This window comes from Ramlibacter sp. MAHUQ-53 (genome assembly GCF_052600055.1).
Genome location: NZ_JBQWTS010000015.1, coordinates 1 through 22,589, shown reverse-complemented (window position 1 = coordinate 22,589; position 22,589 = coordinate 1). Strand labels below are relative to the sequence as shown.

Here is a 22,589-nt window from a genome sequence, read left to right as displayed (position 1 = left end):
GCGCGCGAGCTTCTCAGGGGTGGACCGGGTTGTCCAGGCGCTGGCGCAACACGCGCTCGAAGTGCGCCGGGTCGTGCGGCTTGAGCATGCTGGCCTCGCGCGGCAGGTGGAAGTCCCACAGGCGCGAGAGCCAGAAGCGCAGGGCGCCGGCGCGCAGCATCGCCGGCAGCAGGCGGTGCTCCACTGGCAGGAAGGCGCGCTCGGCCTGGTAGGCCGAGAGGAAGGCGCTGGCGCGGGCCTCGTCGTGCGCGCCGGTGGCCAGGTCGATGCACCAGTCGTTCAGGCACACCGCCACGTCGAACAGCCAGGTGTCGACACCGGCGAAGTAGAAGTCGAAGAAGCCGGACAGCGCCGGCCCGTCGGGACCCTGGTCGAACATCACGTTGTCGCGGAACAGGTCGGCATGCACCGGGCCGCGCGGCAGGGCGGTGTAGGCCGGGCTCTCGGCCACGTGGTTCTGGTAGGCCAGCTCGCTGCGAAGCAGGTCGGCCTGGGCGGCGTCGATGTAGGGCAGCACCACCGGCACGGTCTCGTTCCACCAGGCCAGGCCGCGCAGGTTCGGCTGGCTGCGCGGGTAGTCGCGGCCGGCCAGGTGCATGCGCGCCAGCATCGCGCCCACCTGGGCGCAGTGCACCGGCGCGGGGGCCAGCTCGCTGCGGCCACGCAGGCGGTCCACCAGGGCGGCGGGCTTGCCGCAGACGCTGTGAAGGATGTCGCCGTCGGCATTGCCCTGCGGGTCGGGAACCGGGATGCCGCGCTGGGCCAGGTGCTTCATCAGGTACAGATAGAACGGCAGCTGCTCGCGGGTCAGGCGCTCGAACAGGGTCAGCACCCATTCGCGGGCCTGGCCGTCCTTCTCGCTGGTGACGAAGTAGTTGGTGTTCTCGATGCCGCCCTGGATGCCGCGCAGCTCGCGCAGCTCGCCCAGGTCCAGATCGCGCAGCAGGGCGCTCGCCGCGTCGGCGGAGACTTCGGTAAAGACGGCCATGGTGGGGGGATCAGCTTCTCAGAAATTCAGCACGTTCCATCGGCGCTGGCCGCCGGGGGCGGGCGTGTCCCGGGTGTCGGCGGGGCGGCTGCGGCCGGTGGCATCGGGGGCGACCTCGTAGGCCGGCATCCCGCCCTTGGGCTGCACCGTGATCCGCTCGGTCTGGCCGCCGTAGCGGCGCTCCTCGATGCGGCTGCCGGCGTCCTCGTGGACGATGCGCTCGACCTTCTGGTTCTGGCGCGGGTCCAGCGGCTCGCGCGCGAGCGCCTGGCCGGGTTGGGCCTGGGCTTGGACGGCGGCCAGCATCAGGCCGCCAAGGAGGAAGGGAAGGCGCATCCACCGGATTGTAGGAGGCCCCCGGCGGGCACAATCGGGCCCCATGAACGACAGCGCCCCGAACGACAGCGCCCCCACCGAGCCGCGCACCGAACCCCGCACCCTGTTGCTGGTCGACGGCTCCAGCTACCTGTACCGCGCCTTCCACGCCATGCCCGACCTGCGGGCCGACCCGGGCGATCCCACCAGCCCGGCCACCGGCGCGATCCGCGGGATGATCAACATGATGCAGAAGCTGCGCAAGGACGTGCGGGCCGACTACGCCGTCTGCGTGTTCGACGCGCCGGGCAAGACCTTCCGCGACGACCTGTACCCGCAGTACAAGGCCAACCGCTCGCCCATGCCCGACGACCTGCGCGCGCAGATCCCGCCGATCCACGAGGTGGTGCGGCTCCTGGGCTGGAAGGTGCTGGACGTGCCCGGCGTGGAGGCCGACGACGTCATCGCCACCCTGTCCTGCCTGGCCACCGCGCAGGGCGTGAACACCGTGATCTCCTCGGGCGACAAGGACCTGAGCCAGCTGGTCAACGCGCAGGTCATGGTCATCGACACCATGAACGACCGCAAGCGCGACGTCGCCGGCGTGCTGGCCGAATTCGGCGTGCCGCCCGAGCGCATGGTGGACTACCAGGCCCTGGTCGGCGACACCGTGGACAACGTGCCCGGCGTGAACAAGGTCGGCCCCAAGACCGCGGTGAAGCTGCTCACCGAGTACGGCTCGCTGGACGCGCTGATCGCCCGCGCCGCCGAGGTCAAGGGCGCGGTGGGCGAGCACCTGCGCGCCGCGCTGGACTGGCTGCCCACCGGCCGCGCGCTGGTCACCATGCGCACCGACTGCGACCTGCGCGAGTACATCCCCGGCCTGCCCGCCTTCGACGACATCGCCCTGGGCGAGCAGGACACCGACAGGCTGCGCGAGTTCTACGAGCGCTACGGCTTCAAGAGCCTGGCCAGGCAGGTGGGCGCGCCCGAGGCGGCTGCCGAGGCGCGGGGCCGCGGCCGCGCCGCCGCGCCATCCCCCGGCCAGGGCGGCCTGTTCGACGAGCCGGCCGGCGATACGCCGGCGGCCGCTAGCCAGGTGCGGTACGACACCGTCTTCACCTGGGCGCAGTTCGACCACTGGCTGGCGAAGATCCAGGCCGCCGACCTGGTGGCCCTGGACACCGAGACCACCTCGCTGGACGAGATGGTGGCGCAGATCGTCGGCCTGTCCTTCAGCGTGGTGCCGGGCGAGGCCTGCTACATCCCCCTGGGCCATGCCTATCCCGATGCCCCCGCGCAGCTGCCGCTCGACGAGGTGCTGGCGCGCCTCAAGCCCTGGCTGGAGGACGCCTCGCGCGCCAAGCTGGGCCAGCACGTGAAGTACGACCGCCATGTCTTCGCCAACCACGGCATCGAGGTGCGCGGCTACCGCCACGACACGATGCTCGAAAGCTACGTGCTCGAGGTCCACAAGCCCCACAGCCTGGCCAGCCTGGCCGAGCGCCACCTGGGACGCACCGGCATCTCCTACGAGGACGTGGCGGGCAAGGGCGCGCACCAGATCCCGTTCTCCCAGGTGGCCGTCGACAAGGCCGCCGAGTACTCCAGCGAGGACTCCGACCAGACCCTGGACGTGCACCGCGTGCTGTGGCCCAAGCTGGAGGCCGACGCCAAGCTGCGCTTCATCTACGAGCTGGAAATCGCCACCAGCGAGGCGCTGTACCGCATCGAGCGCAATGGCGTGCTGATCGACGGCCCCACGCTGGCCCGCCAGAGCGCCGAGCTGGGCGCGCGCATCGTGCAGCTGGAGCAGGAGGCGCATGAACTCGCCGGCCAGCCCTTCAACCTGGGCAGCCCCAAGCAGATCGGCGAGATCTTCTTCGGCAAGCTGGGCCTGCCGGTGGTCAAGAAGACCGCCACCGGCGCGCCCTCCACCGACGAGGAGGTGCTGGAGAAGCTGGCCGAGGACTACCCCCTGCCGGCCAAGCTGCTCGAATGGCGCGGCCTGTCCAAGCTCAAGGGCACCTACACCGACAAGCTGGCGCAGCTGGCCCACCCGCGCACCGGCCGGGTCCACACGCATTACGCGCAGGCGGTGGCGGTCACCGGGCGCCTCTCCAGCAACGACCCGAACCTGCAGAACATCCCGATCCGCACGCCCGAGGGCCGGCGCGTGCGCGAGGCCTTCGTGGCCCCGCCGGGCCATGTGATCGCCAGCGCGGACTACAGCCAGATCGAGCTGCGCATCATGGCCCACCTCAGCGAGGACGAGGCCCTGCTGCGCGCCTTCAACGAGGGCCAGGACGTGCACCGCGCCACCGCCGCCGAGGTCTTCGGCGTGACGCCGCAGCAGGTCTCCACCGAGCAGCGCCGCTATGCCAAGGTGATCAACTTCGGACTGATCTACGGCATGAGCAGCTACGGCCTGGCCAAGAACCTGGGCATCGACAACACCGCGGCCAAGAACTACATCGACCGCTACTTCCAGCGCTACCCCGGCGTGAAGCGCTACATGGACGAGACCCGCCTGATGGCGAAGAGCCAGGGCTACGTGGAGACCGTGTTCGGCCGGCGCCTGTACCTGCCCGAGATCAACTCGCCCAACGGCCCGCGCCGCGCCGGCGCCGAGCGCGCCGCGATCAACGCGCCGATGCAGGGCACGGCGGCCGACCTGATCAAGCTTTCCATGGTGAAGGTGCAGGAGGCGCTGGACACGCTGGGCAAGAAGACCAGGGTCATCATGCAGGTGCATGACGAGTTGGTGTTCGAGGTGCCCGAGGGCGAGGTCGACTGGCTGCGCGTGGAGATCCCGCGCCTGATGGCCCAGGTGGCGCAGCTGCGGGTGCCGCTGCTGGCGGAGGTGGGCGTGGGCCCGAACTGGGACCAGGCCCACTGACCTCCGGCCTACCGACGCCGCGGCTCAACCCGTCCCCGTGATCTTCGGCAGCACCGTCCGGATGATCTGGATGATGGCCGGCCCCAGGATCACCATGATCACCGAGGGAAAGATGAACACCACCAGCGGGAACAGCAGCTTGGTGGGGATCTTGGCGGCCGCCTCCTCGGCGCGCGCCTCGCGCTTGTGGCGCAGGTCGTCCGAGAACACGCGCAGCGAGTCGCCCAGGCTGGTGCCGAAGCGGTCGGCCTGCGTGAGCATGGCGGCGAAGGTGGCCACCTCGTCGACGCCGGTGCGCAGCGCCAGGTTCTTCAGCGTCATCGCGCGGGTGGCGCCGGCGCGCAGCTCCAGGTTGGCCAGGTGCAGTTCGCCGGCAAGCACCGGGCTGCGCGTGGCCATCTCGTCGGTCACCCGGACCAGCGCCGCGTCCAGGCCCAGGCCCGCCTCGACGCACACCAGCAGCAGGTCGGCCGCGTCCGGGAAGCTCTCGAAGATCTCCCGCTGTCGCGAGCGGCGCAGCGCGCGCACCACCGCGTTGGGCAGGTAGACGCCGGCGAGCGCCGCGCAGGCCACGGCGAACAGCTGCTTCGTCGCATTCAGGTCGCCGTGCGCCTGCACCAGCCCCAGCGCCGCCGCCCCCAGGAGCACCGGCAGCGCGGTCTTGGCCGCCAGGTACCACAGGCGCGCGCTGTCGCTGCGCAGGCCGGCCTGCAGCAGCTGCAGCCGCAGGTGCGACTGGTCCCAGTCGCCCGAGGGCAGGGACAGCCGCGCCAGCGGGCCCGCCAGGCGTTGCGCGGTCTCGTGCCAGGAGGTCGCGGGTGGCGCCGCCTCCGGCGCCAGCTGGCGGATCCGCTCCTGCGCGCGGCTGGGGGCGAGGAACAGGTACAGGCTGGCCGCCGCCAGCGTGACGGCCACGAACACGAGGATGGAAAGAACCAGCATGGCTTGCCTCCTACACGCGGATCTTGATGATTCGGCGCATGACCACGCCGCCGACGGCCATCATCAGGAGCAGCACCTGGATCATGGAGCGGCCGATCGGGTCCTGCCACAGCGGGCTCATGAACTGCGGGTTGATCAGGTACAGCAGGCCCGCCAGCGCGAACGGCAGGACCACCAGGATCCACGCTGACAGGCGACCTTCCGCGGACAGCACATGGATCCGGTCCAGGAGCTTCACCCGCTGGCGCAGCAGGCGGCTGAGGCCGCCGAGGATCTCGGTGAGGTTGCCGCCGGCGGTGCGCTGGATCAGGACCGCCACGGTGAAGTAGCGCACCGATGTCAGCGGCACCCGCTCGCACAGGTGCTCCAGGGCCTGCTCCAGCGGCACGCCGTAGTTGGTCTCCTCGTGCACCTGGGCCAGCTCCGCGCCCATAGGCTCGACCGCCTCGTCGGCGGTGATCTTCAGCGCCGAGCCGAAGGCATGGCCGGCGCGCAGCGCGCGCGTGAGCAGGTCCAGCGCGTCGGGCAGCTGCCGCTCCAGCCGCTGCAGGCGGCGCGCGCGCACCACGGCGATGTAGCCCGCCAGCGCCGCCGGCGCGGCGGCCACGGCCGCCACCGGCGCCAGGGCGTGCAGCCCCGCGGCGAGCTGTCCGAGGACCGCGCCCGCCAGCGCCAGGCCCGTCATCGCCAGCGCCACCCGCCCGAGCGACCAGGGCAGGCCGGATTGCACCAGTAACCGGTCGAGGGCGCGCAGGCGCGGCATGCGTTCCAGCCAGGCGCGCATCCAGGGCAGCTCGCGGGCCAGGCGCGGCTTGATCGCGCCGCCGCCGGATTCCTCGCCGGGCGAGGCGATCGCCTCCAGCCGCCTGCGCAGGCGGCGGGCCTCGGGCCCATGGTGGTTGCGCCACAGCAGGTACAGGCCCTCCACGCCCAGCATCAGGGCGATGAAGACCATGAGTCCCAGCAGCCACTGGGACTGGCTCAGGTTCGTTGCGTCCATGGTGAGGGCTCCTCGGGACCGGCCGGTCCTAGTGGATGCGCCGCTGCGGGTCGAACATGTCCTCCGGCAGCTGCACGCCAAAGGCCTGCAGGCGCTCGGAGAACCGCGGCCGCACGCCGCTGGCCTGGAAGTGACCCACCACCTGGCCGCCGGCCTCCACGCCGGTCTGGCGGAAGGCGAACAGCTCCTGCATGGTGACGACCTCGCCCTCCATGCCGGTGACCTCCTGGATGCTGGTCACGCGCCGGCGCCCGTCGATCAGGCGCAGCACCTGCACCACCACCGTGATCGCCGAGGCGATCTGCTGGCGCGCGGCGCGGTGCGGCAGGTTCAGGTTGGCCATGCCGATCATGTTCTCCAGCCGCGCCAGCGCGTCGCGCGGCGTATTGGCGTGGATGGTGGTCAGCGAGCCCTCGTGGCCGGTGTTCATCGCCTGCAGCATGTCGAAGGCCTCGGCGCCGCGCACCTCGCCGATGACGATGCGGTCCGGCCGCATCCGCAGCGCGTTGCGCACCAGCGCGCGCTGGCTGATCTCGCCCAGGCCCTCGAGGTTGGCGGGCCGCGTCTCCAGGCGCACCACGTGGGGCTGCTGCATCTGCAGTTCGGCCGCGTCCTCGATGGTCACCACCCGCTCGTTCTCCGGGATGAACCCGGAGAGGATGTTCAGCAGCGTGGTCTTGCCGGCGCCGGTGCCGCCGGAGATCAGCATGTTCACCTTGGCCTTGACCAGGCCCTCGAGCAGGCGCGCCATCTCGGGGGTGAGCGTCTTGAGCCCCTCGCCGGTGAGGTTGTCCATGCGCAGGGGCACGCGCGAGAAGCGGCGGATCGAGACCATCGGCCCGTCCAGGGCCACCGGCGGGATCACCGCGTTCACCCGCGAGCCATCGGGCAGGCGCGCGTCCACCATGGGGCTGGACTCGTCGATGCGCCGGCCGACGCGCGAGACGATCTTGTCGATGATGCGTCGCAGGTGCATCTCGTCGGTGAAGGTCACGTCGGTCGGCTCCAGCCTGCCGCGCCGCTCCACGTAGACCTGGTGCCAGGAGTTGACCAGGATGTCGGAGACCGCCGGGTCCGCCATCAGCAGCTCCAGCGGGCCGAACCCCAGCATCTCGTGCTGGATGTCGCGGATCAGGGTGGCGCGCTCGGCCACGTTGAGGGCGACCGCCTCCTCCGCCAGCAGCTGCTCCACCGCCGTCGCCAGTTCCTGGCGCAGGGCCTCCGGCGTCATCGCCTCCAGGGCGGGCAGGTCGAGCCGATCGAGCAGCTTCAGGTGGATGCGGCCCTTGACCTGGAGGTAGGGGTCGGCGGCCGCGGCGCGCGCGCCCAGCGACGCCGGGTTCGCCGCGGGCGGGGCGCCGCCACCGGGGCCGGCGTCGTCCCGCCCGGCCTCCGGGTCGAGGGTGGGGAACGGGCCGGGCATGGAGCCGGCCAGCGCGCCCAGGCTCAGGCGCAGCGAGGGGGCGCCCGGGTCTGTGCCCGCAGGGGACGGTGTGGGGTGGTACATGGTCAGGCCTTGCGGAAGAACTTGTCGATCAGGCTGCGGGGCGCTTCGTGCCGGGGGTCGATCGAGTGCGCGAAGTCGTGCAGCTGGCGCGCCACGCCGCTGCCCCGGGCGTTGCGCGCCAGCGGCGCGCCCGTGGTGATGGCGGCATGCACGTCGCGCCAGTCGTTGGCCACCTGGTGCACCTTGACCGGGCCGAGCGCGCGTCTGAGCTCGGACACGCCGATGTCCTGCCCGCGGTGGCAGCGATTGAGGATGAACTCGATTCGGTCGTCCGGGTAGCCCAGCGAACGGAAGGTCGCCGCCAGGCGCGTGGCGTGGCGCAGCTCGGGGATGCCGGCCTGCAGCACGGGGTAGATGCGCCAGGCCCGGTCGAGCACCGCGATGCCGATGCCGTCGAGGTCGCGCGGCAGGTCCACCACCACGTAGTCGTAGTGGGTGACGGCCACCGCCAGCAGGGCCGAGACCACCTCGGGCCGGACCTCGGCGGCGTCGCGCAGGTCGTCCGGCGCGGGCAGCACGTGGTAGCCGGGGCTGACCTTGACCGTGCTGCTGGCGAGCAGCGCGGTGTCGAGCCGGCGGATCTCGCGGGCCACGTCGGCGATGGAGGTGCGGGCCGGCCCGTCATGCACGAAGGACAGCGCGTCGCCGAACTGCAGGTTCAGGTCCAGCAGCAGCACCTGGTGGGTCTCGGCCAGCTCGCTGCCCAGGTTGGTCGCCAGGAAGGTCGCGCCGCTGCCGCCCTTGCAGGCCATGAAGGCCAGCACGCGCCCGCCCTGGCGCGCCTTGCCGGGGCGGCGCTTGGCCTCGAGGCGCTCCACCGTCGCCAGCAGCGCCTGGGACGTCGGGGGCGAGGGCAGGATCTCGCGCACGCCGGCGCGCATCGCCTGCAGCAGGAAGTCCTGCGAGTGGGTGGGGCAGGTCAGGACCACCGTCAGCTGCGGGTCGCTCGCGGTGGCCTGTTCCACCGCGGCCAGCTCGCAGACGTCGAGGCACAGGCCGTCCACCAGCGCCAGCTCGGGCTGGAAGCGTTCGACGATTTCCGGCAGGCGGCTCTTGCCGCCCTCGAAGGTGCTGACCTCGTGGGAGGCGTCCTGCAGCGCCTGCGCCATCTGGGCCAGGTGCTGGGGGTTGGGCGAGATGAGGGCGATCTTCATGGCGCGGCCTTCAGGGGTTGCACAGGGTGCTGCTGTGGGTGTCCTGCCGCATGGACTCGCGCGGCAGGGTCGTGTCGAAGCGGGGCATGGCCAGGGCCGCGACCGAGGCCAGGCCGGGGACCGGGGCCATCCAGCGGTATTGCAGGTCGGTGATGCCGACCCGCACCCGCTCGCAGGTGGCGGGCGAGCAGCCGGCGGGCTCCCAGCTCACGTCCACCGACTGCACCTGCGGCAGCAGTCCCTGCATGCGCGCCAGCACCGGCGCGGTGTCGCCGGAGGTGTCCATGCACGCTGCCGCGTAGCGGGCGCCCGCGCGCGCGGCCTGCGCGGCGCCGCTCCAGGTGAACAGCATCCGGGCGAAGTCCAGCACGCCGAGCAGGAACATCAGGAACACGAGCAGCACCAGGGCGAACTCGATGGCGGTGGCGCCGAGCTGCCGCCGCTTCACAGGTAGCTCCTCATCGACGCGCTGATCGCGGGGAACTCGAGCACGCCGAAGTCCTGACCGAAGGCCGTGGTGAACAGGGACTGGAACTGGTAGCCGGCCACGCGGACCCGGACGATGCGGATCGCCGGGCTGCTGCCCGTGGGGGGCAGCCACTCGCTTTGCACCAGGCCGGTGGACAGGCCGCGCGCCAGCGGCCGGCCGGTCCCGGCGGCGTTGCCATAGACGGCGATGTTGGCGGCCTGGGCCTGGTGGCTGTTCGGCGTGACCATGGACAGGTAGCGCGCCGCGTCGCGCACCGATTGCGTGACCACGCTGTACTCGTAGACGGCGCGGCCGAATTCGGTGGTGATGAACGTCAGCACCAGCAGCATCGGCAGGATCAGCGCGAACTCGATCAGCGCCACGCCGCGCTGCGGGAGGCGGCGGTGCGCAGGGCGGGGCGTAGTGGCCATGGCGGTCTCCTAACGCACCAGCACCGGCACCTGCGGCCCGGCGGTGCCGCCGGGGATGCCGTTGGTGGTGCAGGGGCTGTCGATCGCGCCGGCGTTGCCGATGAACTCCAGTGCCACGTCCGTCATCGGAATGGTCATGGGCTGCAGCATCAGCATGCAGGCGTAGTCCTCCACCTTGCCGGGGTAGGTGGTGCTCACGGGAACGATCACCAGGCGCTTGTTCACGCCGTACTTCCAGTGCCCGTCGGCGCCGGCGCCGGGCTCGGCCAACTTGTTGAAGCCGCCGCCGATGGGGCGCTGCGAGATGGTGCTGCAGCTGTTGGCGCCGGTCACCTGGGTGCCGGTGTCGGCGCAGGACGCGAAGCTGGCGCGCTTGGTCTCGAAGTTCGCCGCCGTCGGGTGCGCGCCGGGCGGTACCGGGCCGTCGTAGGCGGCGCGCCCGCTGGGCCAGTTCGCGGTGCTGTAGGCATAGCCGGTCATGTCCGGCTGCATGAAGGGCTGCGAGGGCGAGCCCTGGTTGCGGTAGATGCCGAAGCGGGCGTTCCAGGCGTCGGCGATGGCGTTCTGCACGCCGGGGGTGCCCAGGGGAACGTCCAGGCGGACGTCGCAGTAGCCGCGCAGCAGCTCGCTCTCGGTCGAACTGGCGCTGCTGGTGCCGTCGAGGTTGGCCCAGCCCACGAAGTTGCTGGTCGCGCCCGCGGGGTCGGCCAGCAGCTTGACCCAGTCACCGCGGGTGTAGCCGTAGTCCGGCGCGCCGGCGCCCGTGACCTTGGGCCGCAGCATCAGCGGCACCGGGCAGGTGGTCTGCGCGCTGGTGCGCGTGGCCACCGCGCGGGCGCCGACGTTCTGCGTCGCCGGGCCGGCCTGCGCCTCGCCCAGGAAGGCGTTCATCGCCTGCAGCAGCCACAGGCGCACCGCGGGCTGGGTGTGGCTGCACTCGACGTAGCGCGCCAGGTCCGGCGTGGTAGTGGGGGTCAGGCTGGCGTCGAAGAACTGGAACGAGGCGGCGGTCAGCTGCCCCTTGCCGTCCCAGTTGGCGGACTGCAGGTTCACCCGGTTGGCGTTGCCGGCGGACTGGCCGGCCGACACCGCGCGCGCGATGGCGGTGGGCTGGCCGTCCAGCTCCTGGGCCGCGGCGAGGGCGCAGCTGTCCAGGGCGGTCTGCAACTCGTGCTTGACGATGAACAGCCGGCCCAGGTCCAGCGCGAAACCCATGAAGCCGAGGAGGAACACCAGCGTCAGGCAGACGGTGATGATCACGGCGCCGCGCTGGCGACCGGTCCGGCAGGCAGGAGGCTTCATGGTATGGGAAGGTGGAGGCCGGGGCGGGCCCGGCCCGGGTTGGAAAGGGCAGCGTTCGATCAGGCTGCGGCGCGGGGCTCAGGGGCAGGTCCCGGTGGTCAGGCAGGTGCCGACGTTGGCGACGAAGGTGGCGAAATTGCCGCCGACGCCGTCGAGCGCGACGACCAGTCCGATGGAGACGACGGCGATGATCAACGCGTACTCGATGACCTGCGCGCCGTCGTCCTCGACGGCCAGGTTGCGCAGGAAGGTGATGATGTGGTTCATGGTCTCGGTCCTCGATAGGGGTTCTGTGAAGGCTTTCTCGATGGTTGCGAGGGGTGGGGCGGGCGCAGCTAGGTCATGGCGGCTCTCCTTCCTGGGGGCGCGGCCTCAGCGGCCGCCTGCCTCCGTGTTGCCGATGTGGATCACGTTGGCCACCGGCGGCGGCGACTTGAAGGACTCCTGGTAGCGACCCATGGCCTCGCGCGCGGCGCGGCCGTCCAGGCCCTGCGCGGGCGCTGCCGCCGGCGCGGGGTTGAGGGTCTGCGCGGCGCGCGCCTCGCGCACCGACAGGCCGAAGCGGGCGTCGTAGTTCGGGGTCACCGAGGTGGCGCAGCCGGCGCTGGCGGCGGCCGCGGCCAGCAGGAGGATCGAAGCGGTCTTCATGGCGGTTCTCCTAGGCTCAGGGCTTGGCGGGGCTGTCCTGCGCGGGGGCGGCCGGCGCGGCGGGGGCCTCGCCGGCGTTGCCGAAGATGGCCTGGTGGCGGTCCGGCGCCTGGTGGCGGTCGGTGGGCAGGGCCGTGGGCGCCGGCAGCGGGCGTACCAGGCGCGGGGTCACCACGAACATCAGTTCGGTCTGGTCGGTCTGGAATTCGTTGGAGCGGAACAGGGCACCGAGCACCGGCACCTCGCCCAGGCCGGGGACGCGCTTGAGGGTCTCGTTCAGGTTGTTCTTCACCAGCCCGGCGACCACGAAGCTCTGGCCGTCGCCCAGTTGCACCGTGGTGTCGACGCGGCGCGTGGTCATCGAGGGCAGGATCGCCGTGGCGTTGCCCACGGTGGTGAAGGGTGAGCCGGTCTGCGACAGCTCCGAGGCCTCGGATACCAGCTTGAGGTTGATGCGCCCGCCATCCAGGACGGTGGGCGTGAACTTCAGGCCCACGCCGAATTCCTTCTCCGCCAGCGTGATCGTGGCCAGGCCCAGCGAGTTGTTCTGGGCCACCGGGATGAAGATCTTGCCGCCGGACAGGAAGCTGGCGGTCTGGCCGCTGACGGCGAGGATGTTGGGCTCGGCCAGCACGCGCACGATGCCGTCCTGCTTCTGCAGGTCCAGCCCCAGCAGGGTGGCGCCGCGCGAGGTGGTGGCCACGCCCGCGGAGGCGCCGCCGATGCCGCCGGTGACCGAGGCGCCGGCCGAGCCGCTGATGGCGCCGCCGCCGGTCAGCGGGCTGAAGCGGCCGAAGGCACCGGGCGTCGCGCCCACGATGCCGGAGATGACGTTGGTCGCATTGCCGCTGCTGAAGGCGCGGCTGTAGTCCAGGCCGAAGCGGTCGATGATGTTCTTGCTGACCTCGGCGATCTTCACCTCCAGCATCACCTGGCTGGGGCTGCTCACGCGCATCAGGTTGACCACCTTCTTGCCGTCGCCGTAGGCGGTGGCGACGGTGACGGCCTGGTCCATCGCCATCGCGTCGCTGGCGGTGCCGGTCAGCACGATGGCGTTGTCGGCGCCGCTGACGCGGATCTCGCGCTCGGCGGGCATCAGCTCGCCCAGCTTGGCCTGCAGCGCGGCGGGGTCGATGGTGACGACGATGTCGCGCACCGTGCAGCGGCCCTCGCGGTCCTGCACGATCACGTTGGCCGTGCCGGGGCGGCGGCCCACCACCAGCAGCTCGGTGGGGGACAGCAGGGTGATCTCGGTGTCGGCCACGCCGTCGCTGGTGGCCGGCAGGGGGCGCTCGGTATTGGCGCGGCCGCGGGCGGGCGCCTGCTCCTCCACTTCCACCGGCTGGCCGATCCAGCTGGTCGGGCGGCCCGCGCCGATCAGGCGGGCCGCCGGCGCGCCCAGCGCGATCACCTGCGACTTGCCCAGGGGCACCTGGGCGGCGGGGCCCTGGACCAGGCTGGTGCAGGCGGTGCGCGAGGGCGCCGGGGATGCGGTGGCGGTGGTGGGGGCGGTGCGCGGCCCGGCTGCTGCGGCGCGTGCCGGCGCGGGGGATGCCGCGGGAGCCGGTGCAGGCGCGGGGGCCTGCGCCAGGGCCTGGACGCACCACAGGGCGGGCAGGGCGCCGAGCGCGGCGAGCGCACGGCGGGCGGGAGTCTGCAGGCGTCGCGCAGCGGGATGTGTCATGGTCGTCCTGTCCTTGTCGTTGTTGCCAGGGGTCAGAAGCACGACTGGGTGCGGGTGCCGTGCGAGATCACCTCCACGCAGTCCCGGGCTTCGGCGGCGGGGGCGGGGACCGGCGCGGCGGCGACCCGGGCCGGCGCCGCGGGGCGGGGCCGTGCCGGCGCGGCGGGCGCCGCGGCTGCAGCCACCGGGCGCTGCACGACCTGCTTCAGCGAGAGCAGCTGGTCCCGCGTGATGCCCTGGGTGGCGACCGACTCCTTGTCCAGCTGGTTGCGCAGGACCAGGGACAGCGTGCCCACGCTGCGCGCCAGGTCCAGCTTCTCGGCGTCCTGCGGCGACAGCTCCAGGGTCACGGCACTCACGACCTTGGGCTTGAGGTCGTCGCGGCTGGCCTCCTGGGCCACGGCGAGCACCAGCACCTGCTCGAGAACGGTCAGGCTGATCTGGCTGTCCTTGCCGCCCTGGCGGTCCTGCGGCATGTTGACCATCACGTCCACGTAGTTGCCGGGGAGGGCGAAGCCGGCCACGCCGACCACGTCGTTGACCCGCACGGTCATCGCACGCTTGCCCTCGGCGATCACCGCCGACAGGCCGCCCTGCGTCCCGGCGGGCGCGAGCTTGCGCTCGAGGATCGCGTCGCCGCGGGGGATGGCCACCTTGACCACGCGCTCGCGCAGCTTGGACAGGTCGGCGAATGTGCCGGTGGGCACGGCGCTGGCGGGCCAGGCCACCGTGGTGAGCATCTGCGGGTTGATGCGGCTGCCCAGCTCGATGTCGACCGCGGCCACCACCACCTGCACGGTCTGCGTGCTGCCTCGCTGCGAGATCCAGCGCGAGGCGTAGGCCGCCGCGGCCAGGGCGGTGAGCACCGCCAGCACCAGCAGGGAGAGGGCCTTGATGTTCCGGATGATCATGTTGCCTCCTGGGAGCGTGTTTCACCGCTGCGCCAGCTGGCGCAGCACGAGGAAGGCCAGGGTGCCGGCGAAGATGCTGGCGCCGTAGCGGATGCGGCCGAGGGATGCGGGCGCCGGCGTTGCGGGCCCGGCCTGCGGGCGGGCGGCCGCCTGGCGTGCGGCGGCCCGCAGGGCCAGGTGCAGCAACGCCATCACGCCGCCCGCGATGAACACGAACAGCGTCGTGACCAGCATCGGCTGCGTGCCGAGGAAGGCGCCGGTCATGGCCATCAGCTTCACGTCGCCGGCCCCTGTGGCGCGCAGCAGGTACAGGGGCAGCATCACCGCCAGGCCGGTGGCCAGTCCCGCCAGGCCGGTAGCCAGGCCGGCGCCCGTGCCCAGGCCCTGGCTGGCGCTGAACGCCAGCCCCCAGCCCATGCCGGTGACGGTGAGCCAGTTGGGGATGCGCCCGCTGCGCAGGTCGATCACCGCGGCGAGGGCCAGCAGCGCGATCAGGCCGCCCCATCCCGGGCTGCTGGCCAGGGGCCACAGCGTGGTGGATACGAAGTCGGGCAGGAGGGACATGGCGGTGCGCGGTGAAGGGTCGTTGCGATGGCATTGACTCTAGGAAGCGCCCGCGGCGGCGGCATCAGTCGATCGTCCCGATCGCGATGGGTGGCTTGTCATGGGATGTCATGCCCCGGATCGTCCAGGCAGGGAAGGACATGCGCAGGAGGGCATGCGCAGGCCGCTGCGCCTCGCCCGGCGAGGGCGACGCGATTCACTACTTCGGAAATTTCTTAGAGGTCAGCGGCGACGCGCGCGGCGGCGCGAGGCCACCGGCGTCAGCTCCAGGTCGCGAAGCCGCAGCGCCATGCCGGTGCGCAGCTGGCCCGGCTCGATGCGGACCACCTCGGCATACGCCCGAGCGCCCAGGCCGGCCGCGCCGAATTCGACCTCGAACACCAGAGGCCCCACGAAGCGCAGGCCATTGGGCACATACACGTACAGCCCGCCGGGGCTGACGTCCCGGGTGACCGCCGTGCCCACGCCCTCCACCTCCAGCGGCAGGCGCAGGAAGGTCCTGGGTTCGACGCGGCGTTCGGTCATCGTGCAAGTCTGGTCGGGCCGGGCACGCGTCGACAGGGAGGACGCACCCAGCCGGGGCAGGCTTGTTGTCATAGGTCATTCCGCCGCGAATGCAAGGCGCCAGAAAAATTGCAACAGGCTGTTGACTCGCTCTTCAATATGAATAGCATGAATAGCCCGATCGCTATTGCCAGGTGGGTACGACGATGAGAGAGCTAGCCGGACACCCGTTTCGCGTCATCCTCGTTGCGCCCCAGCTCACATGCTGGGGGCTGGAGCGGCTCATCGAATCGGGCGCGCCCGCCTTCGAGCACCTGGCTTCGGTGGCCCGGCCCGCCGACCTGGAGGACCTGGCGGTCCTGCCCGACGCCGATGCGCTGGTGATGGACCTCGACGGCGTGCCGCCCGAGGGCCTCATCGACCGGATCGCCCGCTGGACCCCGGCGCGCGTGGTGCTGGTCACCGGCTGCCAGGACGAGGCCACGCTGGACCATGCGGTGATCTCGGGCGTGCACGGCATCGTCGGCCGCGACGACGCGCCGCAGGTGCTGCTCAAGGCCCTCGACCGCGTGTGCAGCGGCGAGCTGTGGATCGATCGCGGCGCCACCAGCCGCATCTTCATGGACCTGATGCGCCGCAAGGCGCACGAGAAGAGCGACCCGGAGCTGGCCCGCATCCGCTCGCTCACGCTGCGCGAGCGCGAGATGATCCGCGCCGTCGCCCGGGAAACCGGCGCCCCGGGCAAGGTGATCGCGCAGCACCTGTGCATCAGCGAGCACACCCTGCGCAACCACCTCAGCTCCATCTACGGCAAGCTGGGCCTGAGCAACCGGCTCGAGCTGTTCGCCTTCGCCACCCGCCACCGGCAGGACCTGCTGGACGCGCGCGGCTCGCAGTTCTGAACGCCGGACGCCGGGCGCCGCGGCGTTCAGCCGCAGCTCACCTCGGCGACGCGCCCCTGCGCATCGAGCAGCACCGACAGGCGCGAGTCATTGAATTCCTGGGTGACCATCTGGTCGTGGCCGATCACGCGCAGGATGCGCGCGCCGGCCCGGGCGCGGGCCTGCTCCAGCAGCTCGCGCGTGGCGCGCTGGCCGACGATGGCCTTGACCGCCGGCCCCGCCTCGCAGCGGTTCGGCGGCGTGGCCGCGTGCACGGTCTGGCCGGTGAGCGAGGCCGGTTGCGGCCCGGACGAGGGCGCCTGGGCACAGGCCGGCAGCGCCAGCGCCAGGCCCCAGGCGACGAGGTTCAGGACTTGTCGACCCACAGCTCGCCCCCGGTGGCCCAGTCGTGGCGCTTGATGTCGAACATGAGGATATCGACCGACTCGGGCTTGCTGCCCAGGGTCTCGACCACGGCCTGCGTGAGCGCCTGCGCCAGGGCGCGTTTCTGTTCGACGGTGCGGCCTTCCATGAGTTCGACGCGGAGGGTGGGCATTCGGGGATCCTTTCGGTGCGGGGTTGAGGGAGTCTGCGCGGGGATTATCCGGCGGGCGCCGCGTCCCGGTGTCGGCGGGGCGCCCGACCCGGTTGCTAAGATCGCACCCGGCCCCGCCGACTCACGACAAGAACAACGATGCAATTGATCGCCATCCTCGCCGCCACCCTGTCCGCCGGCATCGGCAGCGTCTGGCTGGCCGCGCTGATGATGCGCCTGGGCGTGCGCAGCGCCGACGATGGCCAGGCCGGCGTCGGCGCCCAGCACCTCCTGAGCCTGGCGGCCGGCGCGCTGCTGGCCACCGCCTTCATGCACCTGCTGCCCGAGGCCTTCGAGGGCGCGGTCGAGGCCCATGTGCTGTTCCCCGTGCTGCTGGTCGGGCTGGTGTTCTTCTTCCTCCTGGACAAGGCCGAACTCTGGCACCACGGCCACGAGCACCACCAAGGCCACGAGGCGCCGTCCCAGGCCCGCGACCATGCCCACGGCGGCCATGGCCACGCCCACCACCACGGTCATGGCCATGACCATGGCGCCCGCTCCGGCGGCTGGACCCTGCTCACGGGCGACAGCGTGCACTGCTTCGGCGACGGCATCCTCATCGCCTCGGCCTTCATGGCCGACCTGCGCCTGGGCGTGGTCGCGGCGCTGTCGGTGCTGGCGCACGAGGTGCCGCACCACATCGGCGACCTGATCGTGCTGGCCCGCACCGGCGGCAGCCGCCGCGCCGCGCTGGTGAAGGTCTCGCTGGCGGGCGCGGTCACGCCGCTGGGCGGCCTGGCCGGCTGGTGGCTGGTGGAGCACCTCCAGGCCTACCTGCCGTTCTTCCTCACGGTCGCCAGCAGCAGCTTCATCTACGTGGCCCTGGCCGACCTGATCCCGCAGCTGCAAAAGCGCCTGGGTGCGCGCGCCACGGTGCTCCAGGTGGCCTGGCTGCTGGCGGGCATCGGCCTCGTCGCGCTGGCCAGCCGCCTCGCCCATTTCCATTGAGGCCGGCGGGCACGCCCTGAGCGGCCCGGCCGAGGCCGGCGCCGGCGCCCGCGCGCGCCGGCTGGCTCGCTTTTCCTACGCCGGGCCCGCCCGCGTCCGACAGGCCCGCCTTGCGGCCGCTGCCTAAGGTGGCGGCTTTCCAAGGAGAGCTTGAATGGCATCACGCGAGTTCGAGGACCGCGAGCGGCACGCGCAGGCCGGTCGCTGGGAGGAGCCCTCACCTGGCCAGGGCCAGGGCCCGGGCCGCGGTCCGGGCGGCTGGAGCGGCGAGCAGCGCCCGGAGGGCCGCCGCGAGGGCGGGCAGGCGCAGGGCGGCATGGGCGCGCCGGGCTCCGGGCGCGGCGGCGAGTTCGGCTCGCCCTCGTCCGGCGGCTACGGCGGTTACGGCGGCGAGGCGCATGGCTATGGCCGCGGCGGCCCCGAGCATGGCGGCGCCGGGCCGGGCCGCGGCGAGTGGGGCGGCGAGCCGGGCCGCGGCGGCGGCTGGGGCAGCACCCAGGGAGCCGGCCTGGGCGGCGGCTACGGCGGCAGCCTGCAGGGCGCGGCCTACGGCAGCGGCCAGCAAGGCAGCTGGGGCGGGGCCCAGGGGCAGCAGGGCGGGCCGGCCTGGGGCGGCTCGCCGGCCGGCGGTGGTCAGGCCGGCCCGGGGGCGGGCGGCTACGGCGGCAGCCACGGCGGGTCGGCGCAGTCCGGCACCTCCACCTACGTCCCGTCCGGCGGTTTGCACGGCGGGCCGGGCGCGGGCCAGGTCGCGCCGCCGCAGGGCGGCATGCCGGGCTACGCGCCGGGACCGGGCCCAGGCCAGGGGCAGGCCCCCTACCTGCACGACCACGACTACCACCAGTGGCGCGAGGAGCAGCTTCGCAACCTCGATGCCGACTACCACCAGTGGCGGCAGGACCGCTATCGCAAGTTCTCCGACGAGTTCAGCACCTGGCGTGCCGCGCGCCAGTCCGGCACGCCCTCGTCCAGCACCGGCGGCAACTTCGGCAGCGCCTCGGCGTCGTCCGGTGCCACGCCGGGCAGCGAGCCTGGCGCCGCGGGCAGCGGCGCCTCCGCCAGCGCGAACCCGGCCTCGAACCCGGCCGGCAAGTCCAAGTGACCCCCACCCCCCTGCCAGGAGATCCCATGAACCGACGCATCACACGAACCTTCTCGGCTGGCGTGCTGGCCCTCGCGCTGGGCGCGGCCTGGGCGCAGTCCGGCTACGGCTCGGGCACCGGCGCCACGGGCGCGGGCAGCACCGGTACCGGTACCGGGGCCGGCGCGGCTGCGCCGACCCCGCCGGCCGTCCAGCCCGGCACGGGCACGCGCAACACGCCGAAGACCGACGCGAAGCTCTCGCGCGGCGACCGCAAGTTCATCGAGGACGCGGCCGCCAGCGGCCAGTTCGAGGTGCAGGCCGCGCAACTCGCCAGCACCCGGGCCACCGACCCCGCGGTGAAGGCGCTGGCCAGCAAGATGGCCGACCACCACGCGAGCGCCAACGGCGAGTTGAACCAGCTCGCCAACAGCCTCGGCCTGGAGCTGCCGCCCGCGCCCAAGCGCGCGATGCGCAACGAGATCGAGAAGCTGGGCAAGAAGACCGGCGCCGATTTCGACCGCGAGTTCGTCCGCGAGGTCGGCGTGAAGGAGCACGAGAAGGACATCAAGGCCTTCCAGAAGGCCGCCAAGGACGTCAAGGATCCCCAGCTCAAGGCCTGGATCGACAAGCAGCTGCCGATGCTGCAGCAGCACCTCGCGGCGGCCCAGAACCTGCCGCAGGCCGGCGCCAAGGCGGCCGACTCGGCCCGCTCGGGCGGGGCCACGCGCAGCATGGGCGGGCCCGGCGGCACGGGGGGCGGCAACGGCGCCAACCGCGGCGGCAGCTGAGGCGATGCGCCAGGGCCTGTCAGCGAATTTCTCGCGGGCCCGGGGAATTTGCTGACAGGCCCTAGGCGCGGCCGGGCCCGGCCGCCGCCGCGCCGCGGTCCGCGTGGCCCGGGTGTCCTGCAGAACTCGCGGCACCCGCGGGGTTCGGCGCCTGCGCTGCCTGCGCTGCCTGCGCAGCGTCCAGCAGCGCCCGCATCTCGCGGGCGCAGACCTGCCCCTGGTCCTCCATGTTGTTGTTGAACAGGACATGGGCGCGCCGCGCCAGCGCCGCCACCTCGCGCAGGGGCGGCACCAGCCCGGCCAGCTCCTCGTGCGAGTACAGGTAGTTGAAGCGGTCCGAGGCCGCGCTGGCGCCCTGGACGTTCCAGGTCGCGGCATTGCGGCCATGCAGGCGCAGCAGCGCCAGGCGCGGGTCGGTCACCGCCCACACCGGGGGCACGCTGTTGTCGAAGCCCTGCGGCGCGTCGACGATGGTGTGGGCCACCTGCAGCGAGCGTTCGAAGTCCAGCGTGGCCTCGTACTGCGCGCCCTCGAACCAGCTGCGGTGGCGGAACTCCACCGACACCAGCTGCCCGCCCATGCGCTCGACGCAGTGGGCCACCTGGGCGCGGCCCTCGCGGGTGTTGCGCACCCAGGGCGCGAACTGGAAGTGCACCGCCACCAGCTTGCCGGCCGCCTGCAGCGGCGCCAGCGCCTCGTGGAAGCGCCGCCACAGCTCGTCGCGGAGCTCGGGCGGCAGCTGACGGTAGTACAGGACCTGCGGTACGCGCGGCCCCAGCGCCTGCCGGATGTCCTTGTGCAGGACCACCGGGGGCGTCTGGTGGCCGGTGAAGAGGCGGAAGGCCTTGACGTTGAACTCGAAGCCCGGCGGGGTGCGCTCGGCCCACAGGCGGGCGTTGGCGGGCGAGGGGATGGCGTAGTAGCTCGAGTCGACCTCCACCAGCGGGAAGCGCGAGGCGTAGAACCGCAGGCGCTCCTCGGCGCTGAGGGTCTTGCGCGGGTAGAAGCGGCCGCAGTCGATGAGGCTCTTGTCCGTCCACGAGGCGGTGCCGACGCGGATGTTGTCCATGGCGCCATTAGAGCGCAAGGCGTGCGTGGGGCGCAGGGGCGGCGGCCGCAACGCGGGCGACACGGGCCGGCCGTGCGGCTGGCCCACAATGGTCCCCATGACCGCCGCGCGTGCCTCCACCCGTTCGCCCACCAACTTCCGTGACCTCAGCGACGCCGTGCACCCGCGCGTGCCGCTGCGCCGCGACACCCTGTTCCGCTCTGACCACCTCGGCCGCCTCACCCCGGGCGACATCGAGCGGCTGCAGGCGCTGCGCCTGGTCCGGGTGATCGACTTCCGCGGCGAGCGCGAGCGCGAGGCCGCCGCCTGCGCGGTGCCGGGCGTGACGGTGCACTCGCTGGCGATCGAGCCCACCATCGTGCAGGTGCTGGCCGACCTGTCCGCGGCCGGCCACCGCCTCACCCCGGCCGACGTGGTGCACCACATGCAGGACACCTACCGGGGCTTCGTGCAGCACAACTCGGCGCGCTTCGCCGAGTTCTTCGGGCTGCTGCTGGCCTCGGGCGAGCCCACGGTGTTCCACTGCACCGCGGGCAAGGACCGCACCGGCTTCGCCGCGGCGCTGCTGCTGCATGCGCTGGGCGCCAGCCGCGAGGAGATCCTGGCCGACTACCTCCTGACCAACCAGCGCCTGCGCCCGCCGCCGGGCATCGGCGGGACGCTCGCGCCCGAGGTCGCGGCGGTGCTGTGGGGCGTGCAGCCGGAGTTCCTGACCGCCGCCTTCGAGGCCGTCGAGGCCGACCACGGCAGCCTCGACGCCTACCTGCGCGAGGCGCTCGGCCTGGGGCCCCGGGAGCACGAGCGCCTGCGCGCGCTGTACCTGCAAGGCTGACGCCTACGCCCTGGCGCGCGGCCGGCCGACGCCGCGCGCTTGCTGCGCGGCGAGCATCGGCAGTCCGGATCGACGAGGAGCGCGCCATGCACCAGCCGCAGGACAACGTCCACGGACAGCCCCATCCCCAGGCGAACGGCCCGGGCGCGGCTCGCGACGACAGCGCCAAGACCACGCCCGCCGCCGACATGCAGCCCGAGGACGCCAGCAGCGTCGATGCGCCCGACGACGAGCCCCGCGCGTCCCCGTCTCCGCCCCCGGCCGCCGCCCCGTCATCGGGGGCGGCGCCGCCGCGCGAAGGTCCTGGCCGCGAGCGCGAGCGGCGCTGATGCGGCGGCCGGGCGCGTGCCGCGGGGCAGCCGAGGGCGCAACGCTCCTACACCGCCCCGCAGCCCGTGCCGACACGGCCGCGGCCGACCTCGACCTACGGTGCCGCGGTCGCCGTCGCGAGGGCGAGGGCGTCGCCTCACCACCATGACCCAAGGAGTGTCCCGATGAAGCAATCCCCCGTCACCCGCGGCGCCGCGCTGGCCGCCGTCCTGGGCGCCTGCCTCGTGCTGTCCGCCTGCAACCGCGGCGGCTCCGACACCACCACCGGCGGCTCGGGCACCCCGGGAGGGGGCACCGCCGGCAGCACCGCCACCTCCCCCGGCAGCACGGGCAGCACGGGCAGCACGGGCAGCACGGGCAGCACGGGCAGCACGGGCAGCACGGGCAGCACGGGCAGCACGGGCAGCACGGGCACGGCAGGTACCTCGGGCGCGGGCGGCACGGCCGGGACTTCGGGCACCACGGGAACGACCCCCGGCGGCGCCACGATGGGCGGCGCCTCGGCCCCCGGCACCTCGATGCCCTCCACTGCCACGGGCACGACCGGCACCACGGGCACCCCGCCGGTGCGCTGAGATGCGCGCGCCTGCCGCCGGCCCGGCCTGGCCGGCCGTGGTCCTGCCCTGCGCGGTGGCAGTCCTCGCGCTGGCGGGCTGCGGCCGCGGCGGCGAGGGCCGCGGGCCGCCCGCCTCCGGCGCCCGCGAGACCGCCGCGCCGCAGCAGCCCGATGCGCGCGCCGGCGAA

26 protein-coding genes are annotated in these 22,589 nt (G+C 72.8%); 8 read left to right on the top strand and 18 right to left on the bottom strand.

Going from position 1 to position 22,589, the window contains the following annotated elements; genetic code table 11:
• Nucleotides 1–13 precede the first annotated feature (13 nt).
• Both ACT80S_RS17995 and ACT80S_RS17990 read right to left on the bottom strand, forming a co-directional pair.
• Nucleotides 14–988 (bottom strand): homoserine kinase, encoded by a 975-nt coding sequence (locus tag ACT80S_RS17995; RefSeq protein WP_377418501.1) that lies wholly within the window; start codon nt 986–988, stop codon nt 14–16.
• An 18-nt stretch (nt 989–1,006) separates the two neighbouring features.
• Nucleotides 1,007–1,324, bottom strand: a complete 318-nt coding sequence (locus ACT80S_RS17990; RefSeq protein ID WP_377418498.1) for a hypothetical protein — start codon at nt 1,322–1,324, stop codon at nt 1,007–1,009.
• A 43-nt stretch (nt 1,325–1,367) separates the two neighbouring features.
• Here ACT80S_RS17990 and polA point away from each other — a divergent pair, with 43 nt between their 5' ends.
• Nucleotides 1,368–4,202 (top strand): DNA polymerase I, encoded by a 2,835-nt coding sequence (gene polA, locus ACT80S_RS17985; protein WP_377418496.1) that lies wholly within the window; start codon nt 1,368–1,370, stop codon nt 4,200–4,202.
• Nucleotides 4,203–4,226: 24 nt separating this feature from the next.
• On the opposite strand, the gene ACT80S_RS17980 is transcribed toward polA, so the two are convergent.
• The 13 genes from ACT80S_RS17980 to ACT80S_RS17920 all read right to left on the bottom strand — a co-directional run bounded on the left by ACT80S_RS17980 (nt 4,227) and on the right by ACT80S_RS17920 (nt 15,339).
• Complete coding sequence (locus ACT80S_RS17980) at nt 4,227–5,144, bottom strand: type II secretion system F family protein (RefSeq protein ID WP_377418493.1); 918 nt, start codon at nt 5,142–5,144, stop codon at nt 4,227–4,229.
• Between the two features lie 10 nt (nt 5,145–5,154).
• Nucleotides 5,155–6,144 (bottom strand): type II secretion system F family protein, encoded by a 990-nt coding sequence (locus tag ACT80S_RS17975; RefSeq protein WP_377418490.1) that lies wholly within the window; start codon nt 6,142–6,144, stop codon nt 5,155–5,157.
• 28 nt (nt 6,145–6,172) lie between these two features.
• The gene (locus ACT80S_RS17970) at nt 6,173–7,567 is read right to left on the bottom strand and encodes a CpaF family protein (protein WP_377418635.1); all 1,395 of its coding nucleotides are present in this window, start codon (nt 7,565–7,567) and stop codon (nt 6,173–6,175) included.
• Nucleotides 7,568–7,653: 86 nt separating this feature from the next.
• The gene (locus ACT80S_RS17965; RefSeq protein WP_377418487.1) at nt 7,654–8,805 is read right to left on the bottom strand and encodes an AAA family ATPase; all 1,152 of its coding nucleotides are present in this window, start codon (nt 8,803–8,805) and stop codon (nt 7,654–7,656) included.
• A 10-nt stretch (nt 8,806–8,815) separates the two neighbouring features.
• Complete coding sequence (locus tag ACT80S_RS17960) at nt 8,816–9,253, bottom strand: TadE/TadG family type IV pilus assembly protein (protein ID WP_377418484.1); 438 nt, start codon at nt 9,251–9,253, stop codon at nt 8,816–8,818.
• Complete coding sequence (locus ACT80S_RS17955; RefSeq protein ID WP_377418481.1) at nt 9,250–9,705, bottom strand: TadE/TadG family type IV pilus assembly protein; 456 nt, start codon at nt 9,703–9,705, stop codon at nt 9,250–9,252. Before ACT80S_RS17955 ends, ACT80S_RS17960 begins: the two co-directional genes overlap by 4 nt.
• A gap of 9 nt (nt 9,706–9,714) precedes the next feature.
• Complete coding sequence (locus tag ACT80S_RS17950) at nt 9,715–11,007, bottom strand: pilus assembly protein TadG-related protein (protein WP_377418478.1); 1,293 nt, start codon at nt 11,005–11,007, stop codon at nt 9,715–9,717.
• A gap of 78 nt (nt 11,008–11,085) precedes the next feature.
• Complete coding sequence (locus tag ACT80S_RS17945; RefSeq protein ID WP_377418475.1) at nt 11,086–11,274, bottom strand: Flp family type IVb pilin; 189 nt, start codon at nt 11,272–11,274, stop codon at nt 11,086–11,088.
• 105 nt (nt 11,275–11,379) lie between these two features.
• Nucleotides 11,380–11,655, bottom strand: coding sequence for a hypothetical protein (locus tag ACT80S_RS17940; protein ID WP_377418472.1), 276 nt, complete (start codon nt 11,653–11,655; stop codon nt 11,380–11,382).
• 16 nt (nt 11,656–11,671) lie between these two features.
• Nucleotides 11,672–13,339 (bottom strand): type II and III secretion system protein family protein, encoded by a 1,668-nt coding sequence (locus ACT80S_RS17935; RefSeq protein ID WP_377418469.1) that lies wholly within the window; start codon nt 13,337–13,339, stop codon nt 11,672–11,674.
• A gap of 32 nt (nt 13,340–13,371) precedes the next feature.
• Nucleotides 13,372–14,244, bottom strand: coding sequence for a Flp pilus assembly protein CpaB (cpaB, locus tag ACT80S_RS17930; protein ID WP_377418632.1), 873 nt, complete (start codon nt 14,242–14,244; stop codon nt 13,372–13,374).
• Between the two features lie 27 nt (nt 14,245–14,271).
• Nucleotides 14,272–14,814, bottom strand: a complete 543-nt coding sequence (locus ACT80S_RS17925; protein WP_377418466.1) for an A24 family peptidase — start codon at nt 14,812–14,814, stop codon at nt 14,272–14,274.
• A gap of 222 nt (nt 14,815–15,036) precedes the next feature.
• Nucleotides 15,037–15,339 carry a PilZ domain-containing protein gene (locus ACT80S_RS17920; protein WP_377418463.1) on the bottom strand — a complete coding sequence of 101 codons (303 nt, stop codon included), beginning with the start codon at nt 15,337–15,339 and terminating at the stop codon, nt 15,037–15,039.
• 185 nt (nt 15,340–15,524) lie between these two features.
• Here ACT80S_RS17920 and ACT80S_RS17915 point away from each other — a divergent pair, with 185 nt between their 5' ends.
• Entirely contained in the window at nt 15,525–16,220 is a 696-nt protein-coding gene (locus tag ACT80S_RS17915) for a LuxR C-terminal-related transcriptional regulator (protein ID WP_377418461.1), read from the top strand.
• A 26-nt stretch (nt 16,221–16,246) separates the two neighbouring features.
• Here the strand turns inward: ACT80S_RS17915 and ACT80S_RS17910 are convergent, their stop codons facing one another.
• Together ACT80S_RS17910 and ACT80S_RS17905 are read right to left on the bottom strand one after the other, a co-directional pair.
• Nucleotides 16,247–16,585 carry an I78 family peptidase inhibitor gene (locus tag ACT80S_RS17910; RefSeq protein ID WP_377418458.1) on the bottom strand — a complete coding sequence of 113 codons (339 nt, stop codon included), beginning with the start codon at nt 16,583–16,585 and terminating at the stop codon, nt 16,247–16,249.
• Entirely contained in the window at nt 16,567–16,755 is a 189-nt protein-coding gene (locus ACT80S_RS17905; RefSeq protein WP_377418455.1) for a 4-oxalocrotonate tautomerase, read from the bottom strand. Before ACT80S_RS17905 ends, ACT80S_RS17910 begins: the two co-directional genes overlap by 19 nt.
• Nucleotides 16,756–16,893: 138 nt before the next feature.
• On the opposite strand from ACT80S_RS17905, the gene ACT80S_RS17900 reads away from it, so the two are divergent.
• The 3 genes from ACT80S_RS17900 (at nt 16,894) to ACT80S_RS17890 (ending at nt 19,614) form a co-directional block, all read left to right on the top strand.
• The gene (locus ACT80S_RS17900; RefSeq protein WP_377418452.1) at nt 16,894–17,742 is read left to right on the top strand and encodes a ZIP family metal transporter; all 849 of its coding nucleotides are present in this window, start codon (nt 16,894–16,896) and stop codon (nt 17,740–17,742) included.
• Nucleotides 17,743–17,896: 154 nt separating this feature from the next.
• Entirely contained in the window at nt 17,897–18,844 is a 948-nt protein-coding gene (locus ACT80S_RS17895) for a hypothetical protein (protein WP_377418450.1), read from the top strand.
• Nucleotides 18,845–18,870: 26 nt separating this feature from the next.
• Nucleotides 18,871–19,614, top strand: coding sequence for a DUF4142 domain-containing protein (locus tag ACT80S_RS17890; protein ID WP_377418447.1), 744 nt, complete (start codon nt 18,871–18,873; stop codon nt 19,612–19,614).
• A 61-nt stretch (nt 19,615–19,675) separates the two neighbouring features.
• Here the strand turns inward: ACT80S_RS17890 and ACT80S_RS17885 are convergent, their stop codons facing one another.
• Entirely contained in the window at nt 19,676–20,683 is a 1,008-nt protein-coding gene (locus ACT80S_RS17885; RefSeq protein ID WP_377418444.1) for a DUF72 domain-containing protein, read from the bottom strand.
• 97 nt (nt 20,684–20,780) lie between these two features.
• Here ACT80S_RS17885 and ACT80S_RS17880 point away from each other — a divergent pair, with 97 nt between their 5' ends.
• The 3 genes from ACT80S_RS17880 (at nt 20,781) to ACT80S_RS17870 (ending at nt 22,420) form a co-directional block, all read left to right on the top strand.
• A complete protein-coding gene (locus ACT80S_RS17880) occupies nt 20,781–21,515 on the top strand; it encodes a tyrosine-protein phosphatase (RefSeq protein ID WP_377418441.1) in 735 nt (244 codons plus the stop codon).
• A gap of 86 nt (nt 21,516–21,601) precedes the next feature.
• Entirely contained in the window at nt 21,602–21,844 is a 243-nt protein-coding gene (locus ACT80S_RS17875; protein WP_377418438.1) for a hypothetical protein, read from the top strand.
• Between the two features lie 165 nt (nt 21,845–22,009).
• Entirely contained in the window at nt 22,010–22,420 is a 411-nt protein-coding gene (locus tag ACT80S_RS17870; protein ID WP_377418435.1) for a hypothetical protein, read from the top strand.
• Nucleotides 22,421–22,589: the final 169 nt, after the last annotated feature.

Coding starts and splice junctions, on each gene's coding strand:
- ACT80S_RS17995 (WP_377418501.1), bottom strand. CDS start 988: ATGGCCGTCTTTACCGAAGTCTCCGCCGACGCGGCGAGCGCCCTGCTG.
- ACT80S_RS17990 (WP_377418498.1), bottom strand. CDS start 1,324: ATGCGCCTTCCCTTCCTCCTTGGCGGCCTGATGCTGGCCGCCGTCCAA.
- polA (WP_377418496.1), top strand. CDS start 1,368: ATGAACGACAGCGCCCCGAACGACAGCGCCCCCACCGAGCCGCGCACC.
- ACT80S_RS17980 (WP_377418493.1), bottom strand. CDS start 5,144: ATGCTGGTTCTTTCCATCCTCGTGTTCGTGGCCGTCACGCTGGCGGCG.
- ACT80S_RS17975 (WP_377418490.1), bottom strand. CDS start 6,144: ATGGACGCAACGAACCTGAGCCAGTCCCAGTGGCTGCTGGGACTCATG.
- ACT80S_RS17970 (WP_377418635.1), bottom strand. CDS start 7,567: ATGCCCGGCCCGTTCCCCACCCTCGACCCGGAGGCCGGGCGGGACGAC.
- ACT80S_RS17965 (WP_377418487.1), bottom strand. CDS start 8,805: ATGAAGATCGCCCTCATCTCGCCCAACCCCCAGCACCTGGCCCAGATG.
- ACT80S_RS17955 (WP_377418481.1), bottom strand. CDS start 9,705: ATGGCCACTACGCCCCGCCCTGCGCACCGCCGCCTCCCGCAGCGCGGC.
- ACT80S_RS17950 (WP_377418478.1), bottom strand. CDS start 11,007: ATGAAGCCTCCTGCCTGCCGGACCGGTCGCCAGCGCGGCGCCGTGATC.
- ACT80S_RS17945 (WP_377418475.1), bottom strand. CDS start 11,274: ATGAACCACATCATCACCTTCCTGCGCAACCTGGCCGTCGAGGACGAC.
- ACT80S_RS17940 (WP_377418472.1), bottom strand. CDS start 11,655: ATGAAGACCGCTTCGATCCTCCTGCTGGCCGCGGCCGCCGCCAGCGCC.
- ACT80S_RS17935 (WP_377418469.1), bottom strand. CDS start 13,339: ATGACACATCCCGCTGCGCGACGCCTGCAGACTCCCGCCCGCCGTGCG.
- ACT80S_RS17925 (WP_377418466.1), bottom strand. CDS start 14,814: ATGTCCCTCCTGCCCGACTTCGTATCCACCACGCTGTGGCCCCTGGCC.
- ACT80S_RS17920 (WP_377418463.1), bottom strand. CDS start 15,339: ATGACCGAACGCCGCGTCGAACCCAGGACCTTCCTGCGCCTGCCGCTG.
- ACT80S_RS17915 (WP_377418461.1), top strand. CDS start 15,525: ATGAGAGAGCTAGCCGGACACCCGTTTCGCGTCATCCTCGTTGCGCCC.
- ACT80S_RS17905 (WP_377418455.1), bottom strand. CDS start 16,755: ATGCCCACCCTCCGCGTCGAACTCATGGAAGGCCGCACCGTCGAACAG.
- ACT80S_RS17900 (WP_377418452.1), top strand. CDS start 16,894: ATGCAATTGATCGCCATCCTCGCCGCCACCCTGTCCGCCGGCATCGGC.
- ACT80S_RS17895 (WP_377418450.1), top strand. CDS start 17,897: ATGGCATCACGCGAGTTCGAGGACCGCGAGCGGCACGCGCAGGCCGGT.
- ACT80S_RS17890 (WP_377418447.1), top strand. CDS start 18,871: ATGAACCGACGCATCACACGAACCTTCTCGGCTGGCGTGCTGGCCCTC.
- ACT80S_RS17885 (WP_377418444.1), bottom strand. CDS start 20,683: ATGGACAACATCCGCGTCGGCACCGCCTCGTGGACGGACAAGAGCCTC.
- ACT80S_RS17880 (WP_377418441.1), top strand. CDS start 20,781: ATGACCGCCGCGCGTGCCTCCACCCGTTCGCCCACCAACTTCCGTGAC.
- ACT80S_RS17875 (WP_377418438.1), top strand. CDS start 21,602: ATGCACCAGCCGCAGGACAACGTCCACGGACAGCCCCATCCCCAGGCG.
- ACT80S_RS17870 (WP_377418435.1), top strand. CDS start 22,010: ATGAAGCAATCCCCCGTCACCCGCGGCGCCGCGCTGGCCGCCGTCCTG.